Origin of the sequence: Microtetraspora glauca (genome assembly GCF_040656155.1) — a bacterium.
GTDB classification, from domain to species: domain Bacteria; phylum Actinomycetota; class Actinomycetes; order Streptosporangiales; family Streptosporangiaceae; genus Microtetraspora; species Microtetraspora glauca.
Genome location: NZ_JBFALK010000004.1, coordinates 161,292 through 178,017, shown reverse-complemented (window position 1 = coordinate 178,017; position 16,726 = coordinate 161,292). Strand labels below are relative to the sequence as shown.

The 16,726-nt window shown below is 68.4% G+C and carries 12 protein-coding genes and 1 tRNA gene; 6 read left to right on the top strand and 7 right to left on the bottom strand.

The window, feature by feature from the left end:
- Positions 1 to 90 precede the first annotated feature (90 nt).
- From AB0I59_RS09815 to AB0I59_RS09805, 3 genes are all read right to left on the bottom strand, one after another.
- Positions 91 to 1,068, bottom strand: a complete 978-nt coding sequence (locus AB0I59_RS09815; protein WP_061258362.1) for a ribose-phosphate diphosphokinase — start codon at positions 1,066 to 1,068, stop codon at positions 91 to 93.
- A gap of 193 nt (positions 1,069 to 1,261) precedes the next feature.
- On the bottom strand, positions 1,262 to 2,710 hold the full coding sequence (gene glmU / locus AB0I59_RS09810) for a bifunctional UDP-N-acetylglucosamine diphosphorylase/glucosamine-1-phosphate N-acetyltransferase GlmU (protein ID WP_358131771.1): 1,449 nt from the start codon (positions 2,708 to 2,710) through the stop codon (positions 1,262 to 1,264).
- Positions 2,711 to 3,247: 537 nt separating this feature from the next.
- A tRNA-Gln gene (locus AB0I59_RS09805) sits at positions 3,248 to 3,319 on the bottom strand.
- Positions 3,320 to 3,805: 486 nt separating this feature from the next.
- Here AB0I59_RS09805 and AB0I59_RS09800 point away from each other — a divergent pair.
- Together AB0I59_RS09800 and AB0I59_RS09795 are read left to right on the top strand one after the other, a co-directional pair.
- Entirely contained in the window at positions 3,806 to 4,744 is a 939-nt protein-coding gene (locus AB0I59_RS09800) for an acyl-CoA desaturase (RefSeq protein ID WP_061258207.1), read from the top strand.
- 154 nt (positions 4,745 to 4,898) lie between these two features.
- Positions 4,899 to 5,993 carry a TetR/AcrR family transcriptional regulator gene (locus AB0I59_RS09795; RefSeq protein WP_435830926.1) on the top strand — a complete coding sequence of 365 codons (1,095 nt, stop codon included), beginning with the start codon at positions 4,899 to 4,901 and terminating at the stop codon, positions 5,991 to 5,993.
- A 48-nt stretch (positions 5,994 to 6,041) separates the two neighbouring features.
- On the opposite strand, the gene AB0I59_RS09790 is transcribed toward AB0I59_RS09795, so the two are convergent.
- Entirely contained in the window at positions 6,042 to 6,842 is an 801-nt protein-coding gene (locus AB0I59_RS09790; protein WP_358131767.1) for a trans-aconitate 2-methyltransferase, read from the bottom strand.
- Positions 6,843 to 6,922: 80 nt separating this feature from the next.
- Here AB0I59_RS09790 and AB0I59_RS09785 point away from each other — a divergent pair, with 80 nt between their 5' ends.
- From AB0I59_RS09785 to AB0I59_RS09775, 3 genes are all read left to right on the top strand, one after another.
- The gene (locus AB0I59_RS09785; protein WP_061258206.1) at positions 6,923 to 7,447 is read left to right on the top strand and encodes a MarR family winged helix-turn-helix transcriptional regulator; all 525 of its coding nucleotides are present in this window, start codon (positions 6,923 to 6,925) and stop codon (positions 7,445 to 7,447) included.
- A 509-nt stretch (positions 7,448 to 7,956) separates the two neighbouring features.
- Entirely contained in the window at positions 7,957 to 9,483 is a 1,527-nt protein-coding gene (locus AB0I59_RS09780) for a trypsin-like serine peptidase (RefSeq protein ID WP_358131765.1), read from the top strand.
- Between the two features lie 874 nt (positions 9,484 to 10,357).
- Positions 10,358 to 12,187: a trypsin-like serine peptidase gene (locus tag AB0I59_RS09775; protein WP_358131763.1), complete on the top strand. Its 1,830-nt coding sequence runs from the start codon at positions 10,358 to 10,360 to the stop codon at positions 12,185 to 12,187.
- A gap of 170 nt (positions 12,188 to 12,357) precedes the next feature.
- On the opposite strand, the gene AB0I59_RS09770 is transcribed toward AB0I59_RS09775, so the two are convergent.
- Positions 12,358 to 12,930: a TetR/AcrR family transcriptional regulator gene (locus AB0I59_RS09770; RefSeq protein ID WP_358131761.1), complete on the bottom strand. Its 573-nt coding sequence runs from the start codon at positions 12,928 to 12,930 to the stop codon at positions 12,358 to 12,360.
- A 113-nt stretch (positions 12,931 to 13,043) separates the two neighbouring features.
- Between AB0I59_RS09770 and AB0I59_RS09765 the strand changes: the two genes are divergently transcribed.
- Positions 13,044 to 13,544 carry a cupin domain-containing protein gene (locus AB0I59_RS09765; protein ID WP_228646126.1) on the top strand — a complete coding sequence of 167 codons (501 nt, stop codon included), beginning with the start codon at positions 13,044 to 13,046 and terminating at the stop codon, positions 13,542 to 13,544.
- A 151-nt stretch (positions 13,545 to 13,695) separates the two neighbouring features.
- Here the strand turns inward: AB0I59_RS09765 and AB0I59_RS09760 are convergent, their stop codons facing one another.
- The gene (locus AB0I59_RS09760) at positions 13,696 to 15,576 is read right to left on the bottom strand and encodes an ABC-F family ATP-binding cassette domain-containing protein (protein WP_358131759.1); all 1,881 of its coding nucleotides are present in this window, start codon (positions 15,574 to 15,576) and stop codon (positions 13,696 to 13,698) included.
- A 156-nt stretch (positions 15,577 to 15,732) separates the two neighbouring features.
- Positions 15,733 to 16,686 carry a 4-(cytidine 5'-diphospho)-2-C-methyl-D-erythritol kinase gene (locus tag AB0I59_RS09755; protein ID WP_358131757.1) on the bottom strand — a complete coding sequence of 318 codons (954 nt, stop codon included), beginning with the start codon at positions 16,684 to 16,686 and terminating at the stop codon, positions 15,733 to 15,735.
- Between the last annotated feature and the right edge of the window lie 40 nt (positions 16,687 to 16,726).

The following is a 16,726-nucleotide window of genomic DNA, read 5'->3' as shown; positions in this document are numbered from 1 at the left end:
CGGAAGGCGTTACGAGCGCAACTTGAGCAGCCTACCCGAACCGCGGCCCCCGCCACTCCACGACGGCGGGGACCCGCGGGTCACGGGCGATCAGCTGTCGCCCTCGAAGAGGCTGGTCACCGAACCGTCGGTGAAGACCTGCTCGATGGCGCGCGCGATCAGCGGTGCGATCGACAGCACGGTCAGGCTGTCGAACCTCTTGTCCTCCGCCAGCGGCAGCGTGTTGGTGACGACCACCTCGGAGATCCGGGAGTTCTTCAGCCGGTCCACCGCCGGGTCGGAGAACACCGCGTGCGTCGCCGCCACGATCACGTCGGTCGCGCCGTGCTCGTACAGTGCGTCGGCCGCCTTGCAGATCGAGCCGCCCGTGTCGATCATGTCGTCGATGAGAACGCAGGTGCGTCCCTTGACGCGGCCGACCACCTCGTGCACCTTGACCTGGTTCGCCACGTCGAGGTCCCGCCGCTTGTGGATGAACGCCACCTGGGTGCCCAGCGCGTCCGACCAGCGCTCGGCCAGCCGCACGCGGCCGGTGTCGGGCGAGACGATCGTCGTGGTCGCGGGGTCGAGCTTGTCCCGCAGATAGTCGATCAGGACCGGCGAGGCGAACAGGTGGTCCACCGGGCCGTCGAAGAAGCCCTGGATCTGCGAGGTGTGCAGATCGATCGACATCAGCCGGTCCGCGCCCGCCTGCTTGAACAGGTCGGCCATCAGCCGCGCCGTGATCGGCTCGCGACCGCGCCCCTTCTTGTCCTGCCGGGCGTACCCGAAGAACGGCATGATCACGGTGATGCGCTTGGCCGAGGCCCGCTTCAAGGCATCGACCATGATCAGCTGCTCCATGATCCATTTGTTGATCGGAGCGGTGTGGCACTGCATCACGAACGCGTCGCAGCCCCGGACGGACTCCAGATAGCGCACGTAGATCTCGCCGTTCGCGAAGTCGCGCAACGCCGTCGGAGTGATCTCCACCCCGAGGTTCGACGCCACCTCCTCGGCCAGCTCGGGAAACGCCCGGCCCGAGAAGAACATCAGGTTCCGCTCGCCCGCCGCCTTGATTCCACTCACGACGCTCTCCTCGCCGAACATGCGGCCACCATCCGGCAACTCGTCATCCGTACCCGCGGCACCTCGCTGTGCCCCCTTGCTCGCTCGCTGTGCACGCTCACGGCGGCTGTTTCCCCTCGGGAAGTTACGCGGTCTCCCGCGCCTCGATCTCTCCTTGCTGACTGCGTACGGCCTCGCGCCGCTTGTTCGGTCGCTATTCCTGGTCGACCTCTTCCTGAGCCGCCAGAGCGAGCCGGGCGGCCTCGGCCGAAGAGGTCCCGGCACGACGGCGCGTGACCCATCCTTCAATGTTGCGCTGCCTGCCCCTGGCCACCGCCATCGCCCCTGGCGGGACGTCATTGGTGATCACCGAGCCGGCGGCGGTGTAGGCGCCGTCGCCCACCCGCACCGGAGCGACCAGCATGTTGTCGCTGCCGATCCTGACGTGGTCGCCCACGACCGTGTGGTGCTTGTCGACGCCGTCGTAGTTCACGAAGACGCACGCCGCGCCGATGTTGGACCCGGTCCCGATGGTCGCGTCCCCGACATAGGTCAGGTGCGGCACCTTGGAGCCGTCGCCGATCGCGGCGTTTTTGGTCTCGACGTATGTCCCGATCTTCCCCTTGCGCCCGAGACGGGTGCCGGGGCGCAGGTAGGCGAACGGGCCGACCGACGCCTCCGCGCCGATCTCGGCGCCCTCGCAGACCGCGTTGCGCACCACGGCGTCCTCGCCCACCACGGTGTCGGTCAGCGTCGTGGCCGGGCCGATCCTGGCGCCACCGCCCACGCTCGTCGCACCGAGGAGCTGGGTCCCCGGGAGGATCACGGCGTCGGGGCCGATGACCACCCCGGCGTCGACCAGCGTGCTGGACGGGTCGACGATCGTGACCCCCGCCCGCATGTGCGCCTTGAGGATGCGGTCGTTGAGCACCTGCCGGGCGAAGGCGAGCTGGACCCGGTCGTTGACGCCCTCGACCTCCACGTAGTCGGCCGCGACGTGCGCCCCCACGCGGTGGCCGTCCTCCCGCAGGATGGACAGCACGTCGGTGAGGTATTCCTCACCCTGGGCGTTGGCCGCCCCCACCCGCTTGACCGCGTCGGCGAGCAGCAACCCGTCGAAGGCGTAGACGCCCGAGTTCATCTCGGTGACCGCCCGCTGCTCGGGTGTGGCGTCCTTCTCCTCGACGATCTCCAGGACGGCGCCGGTGGTGTCGCGGATGATCCGCCCGTATCCCGTCGGATCGGGCACCACCGCGGTGAGCACGGTGACGGCGTTGCCGTCCTCGGCATGCCGTTCCACCAGGGCGCTCAGCGTCTCGGCGCGCAGCAGCGGCGTGTCGCCGTACGTGACGAGGACCGTGCCGTTGATCGTGCCGACCGCCTCGAGGACGGTGCGCACGGCGTGGCCGGTGCCGTTCTGCCTGGACTGGACGACGGTGCGCGCGTCCGGCGCGCTCCCGGCCAGATGGGCCTCGACCTGCTCACGGGCGTGGCCGATCACCACGATCAGCCGCTCGGGCTCCAGCCCGCGGGCCGCGCCGAGCATGTGATCGACGAGCGCGCGACCGCACAGCTCGTGCAGGACCTTGGGGGTTCTCGACTTCATCCGGGTGCCCTCGCCCGCGGCGAGGACGATGACGGCGGCAGGGCGCGGCACACTCACTTGCGGGGGCTCCCTCGGATCCGCGATTGAAACGGGTCGGCTTGAGGATCACGTACGGCTACCGCCAGGGCGTCGCACGGTCACCCACTCGACAAGGTGAGCTTACCTGCCGTCCCCCAACCGGAATCCAGCCCCCACCTGGAACGCCGCCCTCGGCTCGGGGTCACGCAACGTGACGGTGAAGCACCATCACCCGCGGCCGAGCACGCCGGCGTGCCCGGGTCAGGACGCTGGTCCCGATGTTCACCTTGCCGGACACTCCGGACAGTAACCACGGCGCTGCTTCCTCAGCCGAAAACGGCCCGACAGCGGCCCGGCAGCGGGCGGTCCCGGCGAGTGAAGGCGCCGTGACAGTGAGCCGTCCGATCGGGCCGAACGCCGTCGCGAAGATGCGAGTGATCGGAGCATCGCGGCGGACAAGCGGTGCGCCCATGCCCGCGATGAGCAACCGGCCCGGTTCCCGACCGAGAAGGTCCGGACAAGGAAGAAGCCTGGCCGGTCTCACCACCCGACCAGGCCTCGAACCTGAACACGCAGCTCCCGGAGGAGGACTCGAACCCCCACATTTCGGACCAAAACCGAAAGTCCTGCCGATTAGACGATCCGGGATGAATCGGACTCTCGTGATCCCCGACCACGACAGGCCAAGGCCCACCTTACCGATCGGTGGGGCCGCCTGCCGACTCGGTAATTCCGCCCGCCATCCCCTGAAACCATCCCTCGATCTTCCGATAGAGCGAGGCACCCTGGCGCACATCTATACGAAGACAGCCGTAGTAGCCCTCTCCCACGCATCAGCCGTCGCAATCCGACTACTCAACGCGATTCGCGGCCGGTGCGGTGCGAGCGGGACAGGACCGCCAGGGGGCCGCCAACCTGGCGCAAAGGTTGCCCCGCCACCCTGGCTCCGCGACCGCCGAGGACCCACGCTTGTAGCAGACCGAGTGACACTTCCACAAGGCATGGATGCGCCACGAGTTGGGGTGGGAATGAGTCACCTTCCCTACATTCGCGGCTTAGGAATTCCTAACTTACGATGGCGTAGGTTACGGTGGCGTAGCCGGACATCTTCCCCACATCTTCGCGAGGTAGCCCATGACTGTCCTCACCGAACGTCCTGCACGGCAGCCCAAGCCGGAGTTCGAGCCGGAGCCGAAAACCCGAGCCGAACTGATCACCTTCGGCATCGTCGTCGGAGCTCCCATCGTCGCGCTGTTCGCCGCTGTGCCGTTCGCCTGGGGATGGGGCCTGGGCTGGAGCGACGTGATTATCTCCGCGGTGTTCTACGTGGTGTCCGGGCTCGGGGTCACGGTGGGCCTGCACCGCTACTTCACGCACGGGTCGTTCAAGGCCAACCGGACCATGAAGATTATCCTGGGGATCGCCGGCAGCCTCTCGCTCGAGATGTCCGTGCTCGACTGGGTCGCCACCCACCGCAAACACCACAAGTTCTCCGACAAGGAGGGCGACCCGCACTCACCGTGGCGCTTCGGCCCCGGCTTCAAGTCCCTGTCCAAGGGGCTGCTCTACGCGCACATGGGCTGGCTGTTCGAGTCCGAGCGCACCAACCGCGAGAAGTACGCTCCGGACCTGGTCAAGGACCCGGACGTCATGAAGCTGCACCGTTGGTTCCCGGCGCTCGCCTTCAGCTCGATGCTGCTGCCGCCGATTCTCGGCGGGCTGGTGACCTGGTCCTGGCAGGGCGCGGTCACCGCGTTCTTCTGGGGCACCGTGGTCCGCATCGGTCTGCTCCACCACGTCACGTGGTCGATCAACTCGATCTGCCACGTCTTCGGCGAGGAGGCCTTCGAGGTCCGCGACAAGTCTCGCAACGTGTGGTGGCTGGCGATCCCGTCGTTCGGCGAGTCGTGGCACAACCTGCACCACTCCGACCCGACCTGCGCCAGGCACGGTGTGCTCAAGGGCCAGATCGACCTCAGCGCGGGCCTGATCCGCTGGTTCGAGAAGGCCGGCTGGGTGCACGACGTGCGCTGGCCCAACCCCGAGCGGCTGGCGGCGAAACGACTTGGGTGATCCCGCCGATATCTCTTCTCGGCGCCGCCCGGCTGTCGTCGCGCCCCTCGCTTCGGCGGGGGTGGCGGCGACAGCCGTACGTACGCGGCTGGTCCCGCCGGACGGTGAGGCCGCGGCGGTGCCGGAATCTGCCGACAAAACCAAACAGGCCATCATGGGACGTGTGAACGACTCCTCCCGATCTCGACGACGCATGACGGGCGCGGAGCGACGCGAGCAGCTGATCCAGATCGGCCGCGCGCTCTTCGCGGAGAAGGGCTTCGACGGCACCTCCGTCGAGGAGATCGCGGCGAGCGCCAAGGTCTCCAAGCCTGTCGTCTACGAGCACTTCGGCGGCAAGGAGGGCATCTACGCGGTCGTCATCGACCGGGAGATGCAGCGGCTGCTCACCCTGGTCACGCAGGCGTTGTCGGCGTCACACGCGCTGGTGAAGCTGGAACGGGCGGCGCTGGCCCTCCTCCAGTACATCGAGGAGAGCAGCGAGGGCTTTCGCATCCTGGTCCGCGACTCGCACGCCGCGTCCGGGACGGGCACGTTCGCGAGCCTGATCAGCGACATCGCCAGCCAGGTCGAGGACGTGCTGGCCGACGAGTTCAAGGAACGCGGCTACGACCCGAACCTCGCGCCGATGTACGCGCAGATGCTGGTCGGGATGACGGCGCTGACCGGGCAGTGGTGGCTGGACGTGCGCAAGCCGCGGCGCGAGGAGGTGGCCGCGCATCTGGTCAACCTGTCGTGGAACGGCCTGACCGGCCTGGATCCGAACCCCCAGCTCACCGCGGCCACCCGTGGTCTGGTGCTGGCCCCGCCCGCGGACGCCCGTACGGCACGGCCGACGGAGCGTGAGCTCAAGGAGAGCGAGAAGGCGCGGGAACGCGAGCTCAAGGAGCAGGAGAAGGCCCAGCGCGAGCAGGAGAAGCTCCAGCGCGACCAGGAGAAGCTCCAGCGCGACCAGGAGAAAGCACGCGAACGCGAGCTGAAAGAACAAGAAAAGACCCGCGAACGCGAACTCAAGGAGCAGCAGAAGAAGCTGCAGCGCGAGCAGGAGAAGGCCCAGCGCGACCAGGAGAAAGCACGCGAACGCGAGCTGAAAGAACAAGAAAAGACCCGCGAACGCGAACTCAAGGAGCAGGAGAAGGTCCAGCGCGACCAGGAGAGGCTCCAGCGCGACCAGGAGAAGGCGCGGGAGCGGCAGGCCCGCCGGGCCGCCAAGGGCGGTCCTCAGCAGGGGGACGCGGACTCGGCCTGACGGTCGGGCGACGCGTTCCCCTTCTCCTTTCACTGTCCCTGCGGCGCTCTATCCCTGCGGCGCCTGTTCCTCACTGTCCTTCCTGTCTTTCCTGGCGACGACGAAGACCCGCCGGAAGGGGAAGGCCGTGCCGTACGGGCGGCGTGGGTAGGCGTCACCGAGCAGCCGCGCGCAGTCGGCCAGGAAGTCGGCCCGGCGGTCCGGCCCGAGCCGGGCGAGCATGGGCCGCAGGGCGGTGCCCCTGACCCAGTTGAGCACCGCGTCGTCACCGGGAAGCACATGGACGCACGTGGTCTCCCAGGCGTCCACGACGCAGCCGAGGCCCGCGAGCAGGTCCAGATATTCGGCGGGATCACCGACCGGGGAGTCCCGCGCCAGGTCGCCCAGGTCGTCGCGCCAGGTCGTACGGCACAGCCGGCGGATCAGGGCGTGGCTGGGCGCGTCGAAGTTGCCGGGCACCTGGAAGGCGAGCCAGCCGCCGGCAGGCAGGCCCTGTGCCCACCGGGCGAGGAGCTCGCGGTGCTCGGGGATCCACTGGAGCGCCGCGTTGGACACGATGACGTCGGCGGGGCGTCGCGGGCGCCAGTCCCGTATGTCGGCGACCTCGAAATCGAGACGCTCCCCGCGAGGAGCTTTTCCGATCATGGCGGCGGAGGAGTCGATGCCGTGGACGGTCGCGGTGGGCCAGCGTCTGGCGAGTTCGGCGGTGAGCTCGCCGGTGCCACAACCGAGGTCGACGACATGTTCGGGGGCGTCGGCCGCCACGCGGGTGATCAGGTCGAAGAAGGGACGGGAGCGCTCGTCGGCGTATGTCCCGTAGATCGTAGGATCCCAGATGTCCGGTGCCATGAAGGTCGCTCCTCCTTACCTTGATGTCGAGATAGTCCATACCGGAGTCTCTCGATGTCAAGAGAGCTAAAATCAACACCATGTCGCACTCCAGGGCCGCCGAAGACGAGGTGGACCGCCTCATCGCGGCCTGGCAGCAGGAACGCCCCGACCTGGACGTCACCCCACTCGAAGTGCTCAGCCGGGTGTCCCGGCTCAGCCGCCACCTGGATCGGGCGCGACGCGCGGCGTTCGCCGAGCACGACCTCGAATCATGGGAGTTCGACGTGCTCACCGCGCTCCGGCGCGCCGGCAGGCCGTACGAGCTGAGCCCTGGGGCACTGCTGCGGGCGACCCTCGTCACATCGGGAACGATGACGAACCGGATCGACCGGATGGTCGCCTCCGGGCTGGTCACCCGCCACCCCGACCCGGAGGACCGCCGCGGTGTTCTCGTCCGGCTGACCGCCCAGGGCGTCGAGCGGGTGGACGCCGCCTTCGCCGGCCTACTGCGCCGCGAACGGGAACTGCTCGCCGGTCTGGGCGAACGCGAGCAGCGCGCGCTCGCCGCCCTGCTTCACACCCTGCTCGTCCCCTTCGACGCCTCGGACGGCGGATCGCATTAGGTCATGTCGCGGCATGCCAGGTCGCGGCCCGCGAATGCCCTTCCACGGGATGAGAGCGTCCTTTTCGCTTTCTGCGACAGAACCCGCTTCCATGCGACGAAGATCCGTGGAGCGGGGGCGTGGCATCGTCGCCTCTCGCCGTCCAGGCGACAGGACCCTCTTTGACACCCGTTAAATTCCGACTTTTTCGTACAAAATGGGCGAAGAGATCTTTGGGTCGATTGCCGTCTATGCCGATTCGGCAGATAAAACTGTGATTTAGCTCACAACGCGGGCGACTCGATGTGCGCACCCCTCGGAGACCGGGCACTGGACACACCTCAAGTTGATCAGCGGAAATGCCGCTCCCTTCATCTCTGACGGCACCAACCGGCCATCCGGTTCCACCGTTTCGCGAGATTTCTTGCGACTTCCCTCACAGCGGGCGCTTAGGTAACGTCCTTTGTCATCCCTTTACTGACGGTGGGACGCGAATTGACGGCCCACGACAGACCAAGGAGCTGATCCCCTTGAAGCGCACTCTTGCCTATGGTGGCCTCGTCGCCACCGCCGGCCTGCTCGCCGCCGGCCTGGCTGCCCCGGCCAACGCCGCCGGTGACGTCGCCAGCACCCCCCTCGCGAACACCAACCTGGCCGCCCGCCAGGTCGCCAGCTACTGGTACGGCGAGGCCAAGGCGAACCTGATCAACGCCACGCCGTACGGCGTGGAGACGAAGATCGTCGCCAAGCACGTCTCCAAGGGCGGCCCCGCGGCTGACAGCAAGCCCGGCGTCGTGCCCGCGATCGGCGACGAGAAGAAGACGACCGCCAAGTCCAAGAACGTCAACCTGCCCAAGACCACCGGCAAGGTGTTCTTCAAGGGCGGGGACGGCAGGCCGCACTGGTGCTCCGCCACCTCGGTCCAGTCCGCGTACCGCAACCTGGTCGCCACGGCCGGTCACTGCGTCTACGACACCGAGTCGAACAAGGCCACCCTCGACAAGTGGGTCTTCGTCCCGGGTTACTACCAGGGCAAGACCCCGTGGGGCATCTACGTCGGCAAGCAGGCCTTCACGCACTACGACTACGACGTCTACGAGGACGGCGACCGCGACTACGCGTTCGTCACCGTCTACAACGGCGTCCTGCCCACGAGCGCCGAGAAGACGCGCGGCGCGGTGACCTTCGAGACCAAGAAGGAAGCCGAGGACGAGAAGGCCAAGCTCGAGGCCGACAAGGAGAACGGCCGCTCGAAGCTCTGGATCGAGCGCGTCGTCACGGACAAGCTGGGCGCCGAGCCCGCCGGCTCCGAGGTCGAGAAGGTCTACGTCAACCGGGCGACGATCATCGCCAAGTCGGGCGTGGCGGACAACCAGCTGGGTGACAACACCACCTGGCCGACCGGCACCGGCGCGGACGTGACGACCATCAACAAGGGTGACTTCGACGCCGCTTACGCCGCCGCCGCCAACAACAAGAAGGGGCACAGCAGCCAGACGGACGCCTGGGCGTGGAGCGGGGACGAGAACACCCTCTACCTCAAGCGTGGCGAGAAGTACACCAAGCGCAACTTCTTCGTCCAGTACGACGTCGACTACGTGCTCAAGGGCAAGATCCTGTGGATCGGGCTCAAGGACGTCGGCCGCCTGGGCGACAACGTCGGTGGTCAGGGTCTGGCCTACAACCAGAAGGTCGGCAAGCCGGTCTTCGTGTTCGGCTACCCGAGCGGCGTTCACCCCGACGGCAACAACGCCTTCACCGGCAAGACCCTCAAGTGGACCTACGGCAAGACCTTCGCGGTCCAGGCCCCGGCCATCAAGGGCGAGGAGCTCATCGGCACCAAGTCGTCGTTCACCGGTGAGGGCGCCATCGGCTCCTCCTGGCTGGTGAACTACAACAACGGCCGCCGTCTGGGCTACCTGAACGGTGTGACCATCGGCGTCTCCGACACCGACGGCAACAACCGCTACGACACCAGCTTCTCGCCGTACTTCGACGGTGAGCTGTACGGCGTCTACTCCGCGGCCAAGAACCTCTGGTCCGGCAAGATCGTCTGATCACTGATCAGCGATCCACGCTGAGGTAACACTCAGCCCTTCCGCGACGACGAAGGGGCCCGGCATCCAGCCGGGCCCCTTTTTCGCGTCTCCGCCGGGAAGCAGCTCACATCCGGCCACCGCGCGGGTGCCCTCACCCGTCACTCCCCCCGCATGACCAATTCACGCGAAAAGCGGGCATTTCACCCTTATGTGGCTCTTTGCGTTAATTATCCTTTTTCTGCGATAAAGCGGTAATTCAAGCGTTGCGCATGAAGCGCGGTCCGCCCAGGACCGGAAGCAGACGCGGGCCGCGACAAGGCCCGACGCGAGAGCCCTATGCGCGTCGACCGCGGACGTCGCCTCGCCTCTCACGTCGCCTCGCCCTGCACATCGGCTGGCCCCGCGGTGCGCGTCGCCGAGCCCGGTCGACGCTCCGCCGGCCCCTCTCCATGAGGCGGATCGGATGCCGCACGCCGGACGCTATACCGGCCCGCACACAACCTGGGCCTCCCAGGAACCGGTCCTCGACGACACTGAAACGTCTTTTCATTAGTTTTCATCGCAGACCTGATGAAAACAGACGAATCACTCAAGCGTGATGATCTTGTACTGGGATTTTTTCGGTCAAACTGTGATTCATCTCACATCGAACTGCTGGACCGATCCACTATGTGGACATACCGGCCGGTCGGCCACTCAGGTCTTGATCAGCAGAAACAGGCCGAAACTCAGGCGGGATAACTAGGACGTCGCCACCACCGCTATCGGTTCCACCGTTCTGCGGCTTTTCAATCGACTTCCCTCACAGCAACCCCTTAGGTAGCTTGTTTACCAACCCTTTACTGACGCATGGGACGCAGATGACGCCCCACGACAGACCAAGGAGAAACCCTTGAAGCGCTCTCTCGCCTACGGTGGCCTCGTCGCCACCGCCGGTCTGCTGGCCGCAGGTCTGGCCGCTCCCGCCCAGGCCGCCGGCGACACTGTCCCGTCGGTCATCCTGGCCAACACCAACCTGGCCGCCCAGGAAATCGCCGCGTTCTGGTACGGCGAGGCCAAGGCCAACCTGATCGGCGCCACGCCGTACAACGTCGAGACCAAGGTCGTCGCCAAGCACGTGTCGACCGGCGGACCCGCCGCCGACACGAAGCCCGGTGTCGTGCCCGCCATCGGCGACGAGAAGAAGGCGGCGTCCAAGTCCAAGAACGTCAACCTGCCCAAGACCACCGGCAAGGTGTTCTTCATCGGCGGGGACGGCAGGCCGCACTGGTGCACCGCCACCTCCGTGCAGTCGAACTACCGCAACCTGGTCGCCACGGCCGGTCACTGCGTCTACGACACCGAGTCGAACAGCGCGACGCTCGACAAGTGGGTCTTCATCCCGGGTTATTACCAGGGCAAGACCCCGTGGGGCATCTACGTCGGCAAGCAGGCCTTCACGCACTACGACTACGACGTCTACGAGGACGGCGACCGCAACTACGCGTTCGTGACCGTCTACAACGGCGTCCTGCCCGAGAGCGTGAGCGCCGACCGTCACTACGTCTCGAAGGTCTTCCGGACCCGCGCTGAGGCGGAGAAGGAGCTTCGCCGGCTCGAGAACGACAAGACCACCGGCTGGTCGGACCTCCGGGTCGTCCCCGTGACGAAGCCCGGCAAGCCCGGCCACGGCCACGGCGACGACCACGGCCACGGTGGCGGTCACGGTCGCGACCACGACGACAAGAACGACAAGCGCGGTGGCGACCACGGCCACAACGACGGCTACCAGATCGCCGTCACCGTGTCGGAGTTCCAGAGCCTGAACCGGAACAGGGACCTCACCGGCAACGGCCCCTGGGCCGACGGCACGGGCGCCAGCGACCCCGTCGAGATCAGCCGGGACGAGTACCGCTCTGACAGGGACTCGTACGTCAGCCGTGACGGGAAGACCCTGTACTTCCGCAAGGCGGTCGACGGCAAGCCCGACGAGGGCCCCGGCAAGCCCGGCGGTGGCAAGCCCGGCGGTGGCCACCACGACGGTCCCGGCAAGCCCGGCGACGGCAAGCCTCGCGGTGGCCAGGACGAGGCCCCGAAGGACGTCACTCCGAGCACCGATCCGAGCACCGCTCCGAGCACCGATCCGAGCACCGCTCCGAGCACCGATCCGAGCACCGCTCCGAGCACCGCCCCGGACCAGGCTGACGAGCGCAAGGGCGACCACGGCCACGGCCGCGAGTACAAGTACTTCAAGCGGACCTTCTGGGCGAAGTACTACGGCTGGCAGGTCGTGGGCAAGAAGCTGGCCATCGGCCTCAAGGACGTCGGCCGCCTCGGCGACAACGTCGGCGGTCAGGGCCTGGCCTACAACCAGAAGCTCGGCAAGCCGGTCTTCGTGTTCGGCTACCCGAGCGGGTCCCACCTGGACGGCAACTACGCCTACACCGGCCAGACCCTCAAGTGGAGCTACGGCAAGACCTTCGCCGCCTCCGCCAAGGAGATCAAGGGCGAGGAGCTCGTCGGCGTCAAGTCCTCCTTCACCGGCGAGGGCTCGATCGGTTCGTCCTGGCTGCTCAACTACAAGAGCGACCGTCGTCTCGGCTACCTGAACGGTGTCACCATCGGTCTGGCCGACACCGACAAGAACAACCGCATCGACACCAGCGTCTCCCCGTACTTCGACGGCGAGCTGTACGGCGTCTACAAGGCCGCGGCCAACCTCTGGTCCGGCAAGATCGTCTGATCACCGATCAGCGATCTGAGCTGAGGTAACACTCAGTCCATCCGCGACGACGAAGGGGCCCGGCATCCAGCCGGGTCCCTTTTTCGCGTCCTGAGGCGGTGTGGCCGGCTGTCACCGCCGGGGTCGAGTTGTAGCCGAGGTCGAACAGGCAGCGCAGGCGGGCCCGTGGGTCAGCGCGAGAAGCGGCCGATCAGGAGGGTCAGCCGCCGGTCGTGGTCCTCGCGCGGGAGCCTGCCGCCACGCATGAGCGTCATCAGTCCGTGCAGGCCGCTCCAGAAGGTCTCGGTGAGCAGGCCCAGGTCGTCGTCACCGGCCTGTGGTCGTATGGCCTCGCTCAGCTCGCCGAAGGCCGCGTGCAGTGCGGCCGGTGCTTCGGGGGTGGCGAAGGGCAGGTCGACGGTCCGGCTGAACATGGCGTCGTACAGCGCGGGTCGCCGCTCGGCGAACGCGGCGTAGGCGGCGCTGACGTCGGCGAGCGCCTTTCGGGGATCCGTCGCCGCCGCGCGGGCCGCGCGCAGCTCGGCGGCCAGGTCGGCGAAGCCCTCCACCGCGACCGCGGCCATGATGGCGTCCATGCCCTTGAAATGGCTGTAGAGCACGGGCTGGCTGTACTCGACCCGTTCGGCCAGGCGCCGGGTCGTCACCGCTTCCCAGCCCTCGGCCTCGGCCAGCTCCCGGGCCGCTGTGATGATCAACCGTTCCCGCTCGGCCCGCTCGCGCTGCCGGCGCGCCTGAATCGACATGACTCTACTCTAGCATTGCTAGCATTCCTGTCGAAGCTATGCTAGGTTCGCTCCGGCTCAGCGCCGCCTGCTGTTCGCCGTCTGACCGCCAGAACCCATCCCCCAAAGGAGTCATGCGGATGTCCCTGGTCATGCCGGACTTCAACGAGTCCGTTATCGTCCGTTCCGCGGAGGCCGAAGTGATCGGCCGAGCCCCGACCACCATCCGGCTGCTGGCCGACAGCAGCTCGACCGGCGGCGCGCTTTCGACCCAGCGGGTCAGCCTGACCGACGGCGCGGACGGCGCCAGACCGCACCACCACGCCAACTCCGCGGAGCTGTTCTACATGCTGGACGGCACCGCCCAACTGCTGTCCGGCGAGCAGGTCGTGACCGCCGAACGCGGCGACCTGGTCATCGTGCCCCCCGGTCTCGCCCACGCCTTCGCCGCCGCGCCGGGAGAAGACGCCGACATCCTCATCGTCATCACCCCCGGCGTCGAACGGTTCGAGTACTTCCGCCACCTGGAGCGCATCGCGTACGGGAAGGTGCCACCCGAGAGCCTCCTGGAGGTGCAGGAGCTCTACGACACCTACTTCCTCACCAGCACGGCCTGGACCGACGCAAGGGCCTGAGACCGTCGCCGAACGAATTCAGCACTGCCGTGCCCGGGCACCGTTCGCCGACCACATGCGTACCGATCCGGTGGCCGACGCCCAGCCGCCTGACCAGCCGGAACGGCTGTCAACCCGGGCACGCCGCAGTCAGACCTCAAGGCCGTCACTGTCAGGCGTCGAGGCGGGCGGCGAGATCGAGCCATTCGAGCTCGACCGACTCCTTCTGCGCGGTGATCTCGCGCAGCTCGGCGTCCAGCGTGCCGAGACGCTCGAAGTCGCTCGCGGCGTCGGCCATCTGGGCGTGGAGCTTCGCCTCGCGCTCGCCCAGCCGGTCGAGCTGACGCTCCAGACGGCCGAGCTCCTTCTGCAGCTCGCGCTGTTCCTTGGCCGACAGGCCGCTCGGCGCGCCCTGACCCGCATCCGCGGCCGCCCCGGCCCCCGCCTGCGCGGGCTGCGCGGCCTGCCCGCTCTGGCCCGCCTGCCCGGCCGGTACGGCACGGGCCCCGGCGGCCGAGGCCGCACCGGCGGACGCCGCTCGGGCGGACAGAGCCCCACCGGCCGCGCGGCGCGAGAGGTACTCGTCGACGCCGCCGGGCAGCATGGAGAGCCTGCCGTCGCCGAGCAGCGCGACGCACCGGTCGGACACCCTTTCCAGGAAGTAGCGGTCGTGGCTGACCACGACCAGCGTGCCCGGCCAGCCGTCGAGGAGGTCTTCCAGCTCGGTGAGCGTCTCGATGTCGAGGTCGTTGGTCGGCTCGTCGAGGAGCAGCACGTTCGGCTCGTCCATGATCAGCCTCAGCAGCTGGAGGCGGCGGCGCTCGCCACCGGACAGGTCGCCGACGACCTTCCACTGGGCCTCGCCCTTGAAGCCGAGGCGCTCCAGGAGCTGGGAGGCCGACCACTCCTTCTTGCCGACCTGGATGTACTTGCGGATCTCCTCGACGGTCTCCAGCACCCGCCGGGACGGGTCGAGTTCGGCCAGCTCCTGGGACAGGTGCGCGAGCCGTACCGTCTTGCCGCGCACCACGCGGCCGGAGTCGGGCGCGACCGTGCTCGACAGCAGCCGCAGCACCGACGACTTTCCGGAGCCGTTGACACCGATCAGGCCGATCCGGTCGCCGGGGCCGAACTGGAAGGTGGCGTGGTCGAGCACGACCGGGCCCGCGCCGGGGCCTCCGGCGTGCAGGGTCACGTCCTCCAGGTCGTAGACCGTTTTCCCGAGCCGGGCGGAGGCGAACTTGAGCAGCTCGACGGTCTCCCGCGCGGGCGGCTCGTCGGCGATCAGCGCCTCGGCGGCGTTGATACGGAACTTGGGCTTGGACGTCCGGGCGGGCGGGCCGCGCCGCAGCCAGGCGATCTCCTTGCGCATGAGGTTCTGGCGGCGGTCCTCCGCGGCCTGGGCGATGCGCGCCCGCTCGGCCTTGGCCAGGACGTACGCGGCGTATCCGCCCTCGTAGCGCTCGACGGAGGCGTCCACGACCTCCCACGTTCTGGTGGAGACGGCGTCGAGGAACCACCGGTCGTGGGTGACCACGAGCAGGGCGCTCTTGCGCTGCGCGAGGTGCCCGGCGAGCCAGGCGATGGCCTCGATGTCCAGGTGGTTGGTCGGCTCGTCGAGGATGATCAGGTCATGCTCGTCGATGAGCAGCTTCGCGAGGGCGGTCCGCCGTCGCTCGCCACCGGACAGGGCGCCCGCCTGGGCCGACAGCTCGATGTCGCCGAGCAGGTTGGCGAGGATCTCTCTGATCGCCGCGTCGCCGGCCCACTCGTGCTCGGCCCGGCCCGAGAGCACCAGGTCGTGGACGGGCGTCGCGGGATCGAAGTCGTCGCGCTGGGACAGGAGCCCGACCCGCAGGCCGCGATTGTGGGTGACCCGCCCACTGTCGGGTTTCAGCTCTCCGGCGATGATGGAGATCAGCGTGGACTTGCCGCCGCCATTGCGGCCGACGACGCCGATGCGGTCGCCCTGCTCGATCCCGAGGGTGACGCCGGTGAGCAACGGCTTGGGCCCGAAGGCATGGGACACGGATTCAAGGTTGACCAGATTCATCGCCCGCCCAGCCTACCGATTCCCGCAAAGCCGTCGTACAGCCGAGCCGGACGGCTGACGCTCAGGCCGAACGGAACGGGTGGGCGCAGGCAGCCGCCGACGCTCGCCATCCCCCTCGGCATCCCCTCGCGCGATGCCCCTCCCGGCGCGATCCGCCTACGAGACGATCTCGGCGCCGGGGACGGGGCCCTCGGCCGTCACGGCGGCACGGCAGGCGCCCGTCCCGGCCAGCGCGGCCGACACCTCCCGGGCGTGCTCGGCGGATCCGGCCAGGAAGGCGCACGTGGGGCCCGATCCGGAGACGATCGCGCCGAGCGCCCCGGCGTCCCGCCCCGCGTCGAGCGTTCGCGCCAGCGACGGGCGGAGAGCGAGCGCGGCCGGTTGCAGGTCGTTGACCAGGGCGGCGCCGAGCTCCCGGGCGTCGCCGTCGCGCAGGGCGGCCATGAGCGGCTCGCTCGCGGACGGCCAGACGACCTCCTCGCCCGCGGTCGCGCGGAGGCGGTCGCACTCGCCGTACACCTGCGGAGTGGACAGGCCGCCGTCGGCGAGGGCGAACACCCAGTGGAAGGAGCCGGTGACCGGGACGGGGGTCAGCCGCTCGCCTCGGCCGGTGCCGACGGCCGTGCCGCCGAGGAGCGCGAACGGCACGTCGCTGCCGATGCCGGCGCCGATCTCCATGAGCTCCCCGAGGGACAGCCCGAGCCCCCAGAGCGCGTCACAGGCGACGAGGGCGGCCGCCGCGTCCGCGCTGCCGCCCGCCATGCCGCCCGCGACCGGGATGGCCTTGCGGATCAGCAGGGCGGCGCCGTACGGGTGCCCGTCGGGCGCGGTCTGCCCGGCGTGCTTGGCGAGGGCCTCGGCGGCGCGTACGGCGAGGTTGGTGCTGTCGGCGGGCACGTGGGCGGCGGACTCGCCCTCGACACGCACGGTGAACGTTCCGGCCGCTCCGGATTCCGTGGCCGTCAGTTCGTCGAACAGCGAGACGGCGTGGAACACGTTCACCAGGTCGTGGTAACCGTCGTCGCGCAGCGGTCCGACGGCCAGTTGCAGGTTGACCTTTGCCGGGACCCGCACGGTCACGCGCGCCGTCGCCCTCTGGGAAGCAGTCACGAGACCCGAGCCTAGTGCCGGGAGGGGCACCAGTGCCCTT

Coding starts and splice junctions, on each gene's coding strand:
- AB0I59_RS09770 (WP_358131761.1), bottom strand. CDS start 12,930: ATGTCGATTCAGGCGCGCCGGCAGCGCGAGCGGGCCGAGCGGGAACGG.
- AB0I59_RS09800 (WP_061258207.1), top strand. CDS start 3,806: ATGACTGTCCTCACCGAACGTCCTGCACGGCAGCCCAAGCCGGAGTTC.
- AB0I59_RS09765 (WP_228646126.1), top strand. CDS start 13,044: ATGCGGATGTCCCTGGTCATGCCGGACTTCAACGAGTCCGTTATCGTC.
- AB0I59_RS09795 (WP_435830926.1), top strand. CDS start 4,899: ATGGGACGTGTGAACGACTCCTCCCGATCTCGACGACGCATGACGGGC.
- AB0I59_RS09760 (WP_358131759.1), bottom strand. CDS start 15,576: ATGAATCTGGTCAACCTTGAATCCGTGTCCCATGCCTTCGGGCCCAAG.
- AB0I59_RS09790 (WP_358131767.1), bottom strand. CDS start 6,842: ATGGCACCGGACATCTGGGATCCTACGATCTACGGGACATACGCCGAC.
- AB0I59_RS09785 (WP_061258206.1), top strand. CDS start 6,923: ATGTCGCACTCCAGGGCCGCCGAAGACGAGGTGGACCGCCTCATCGCG.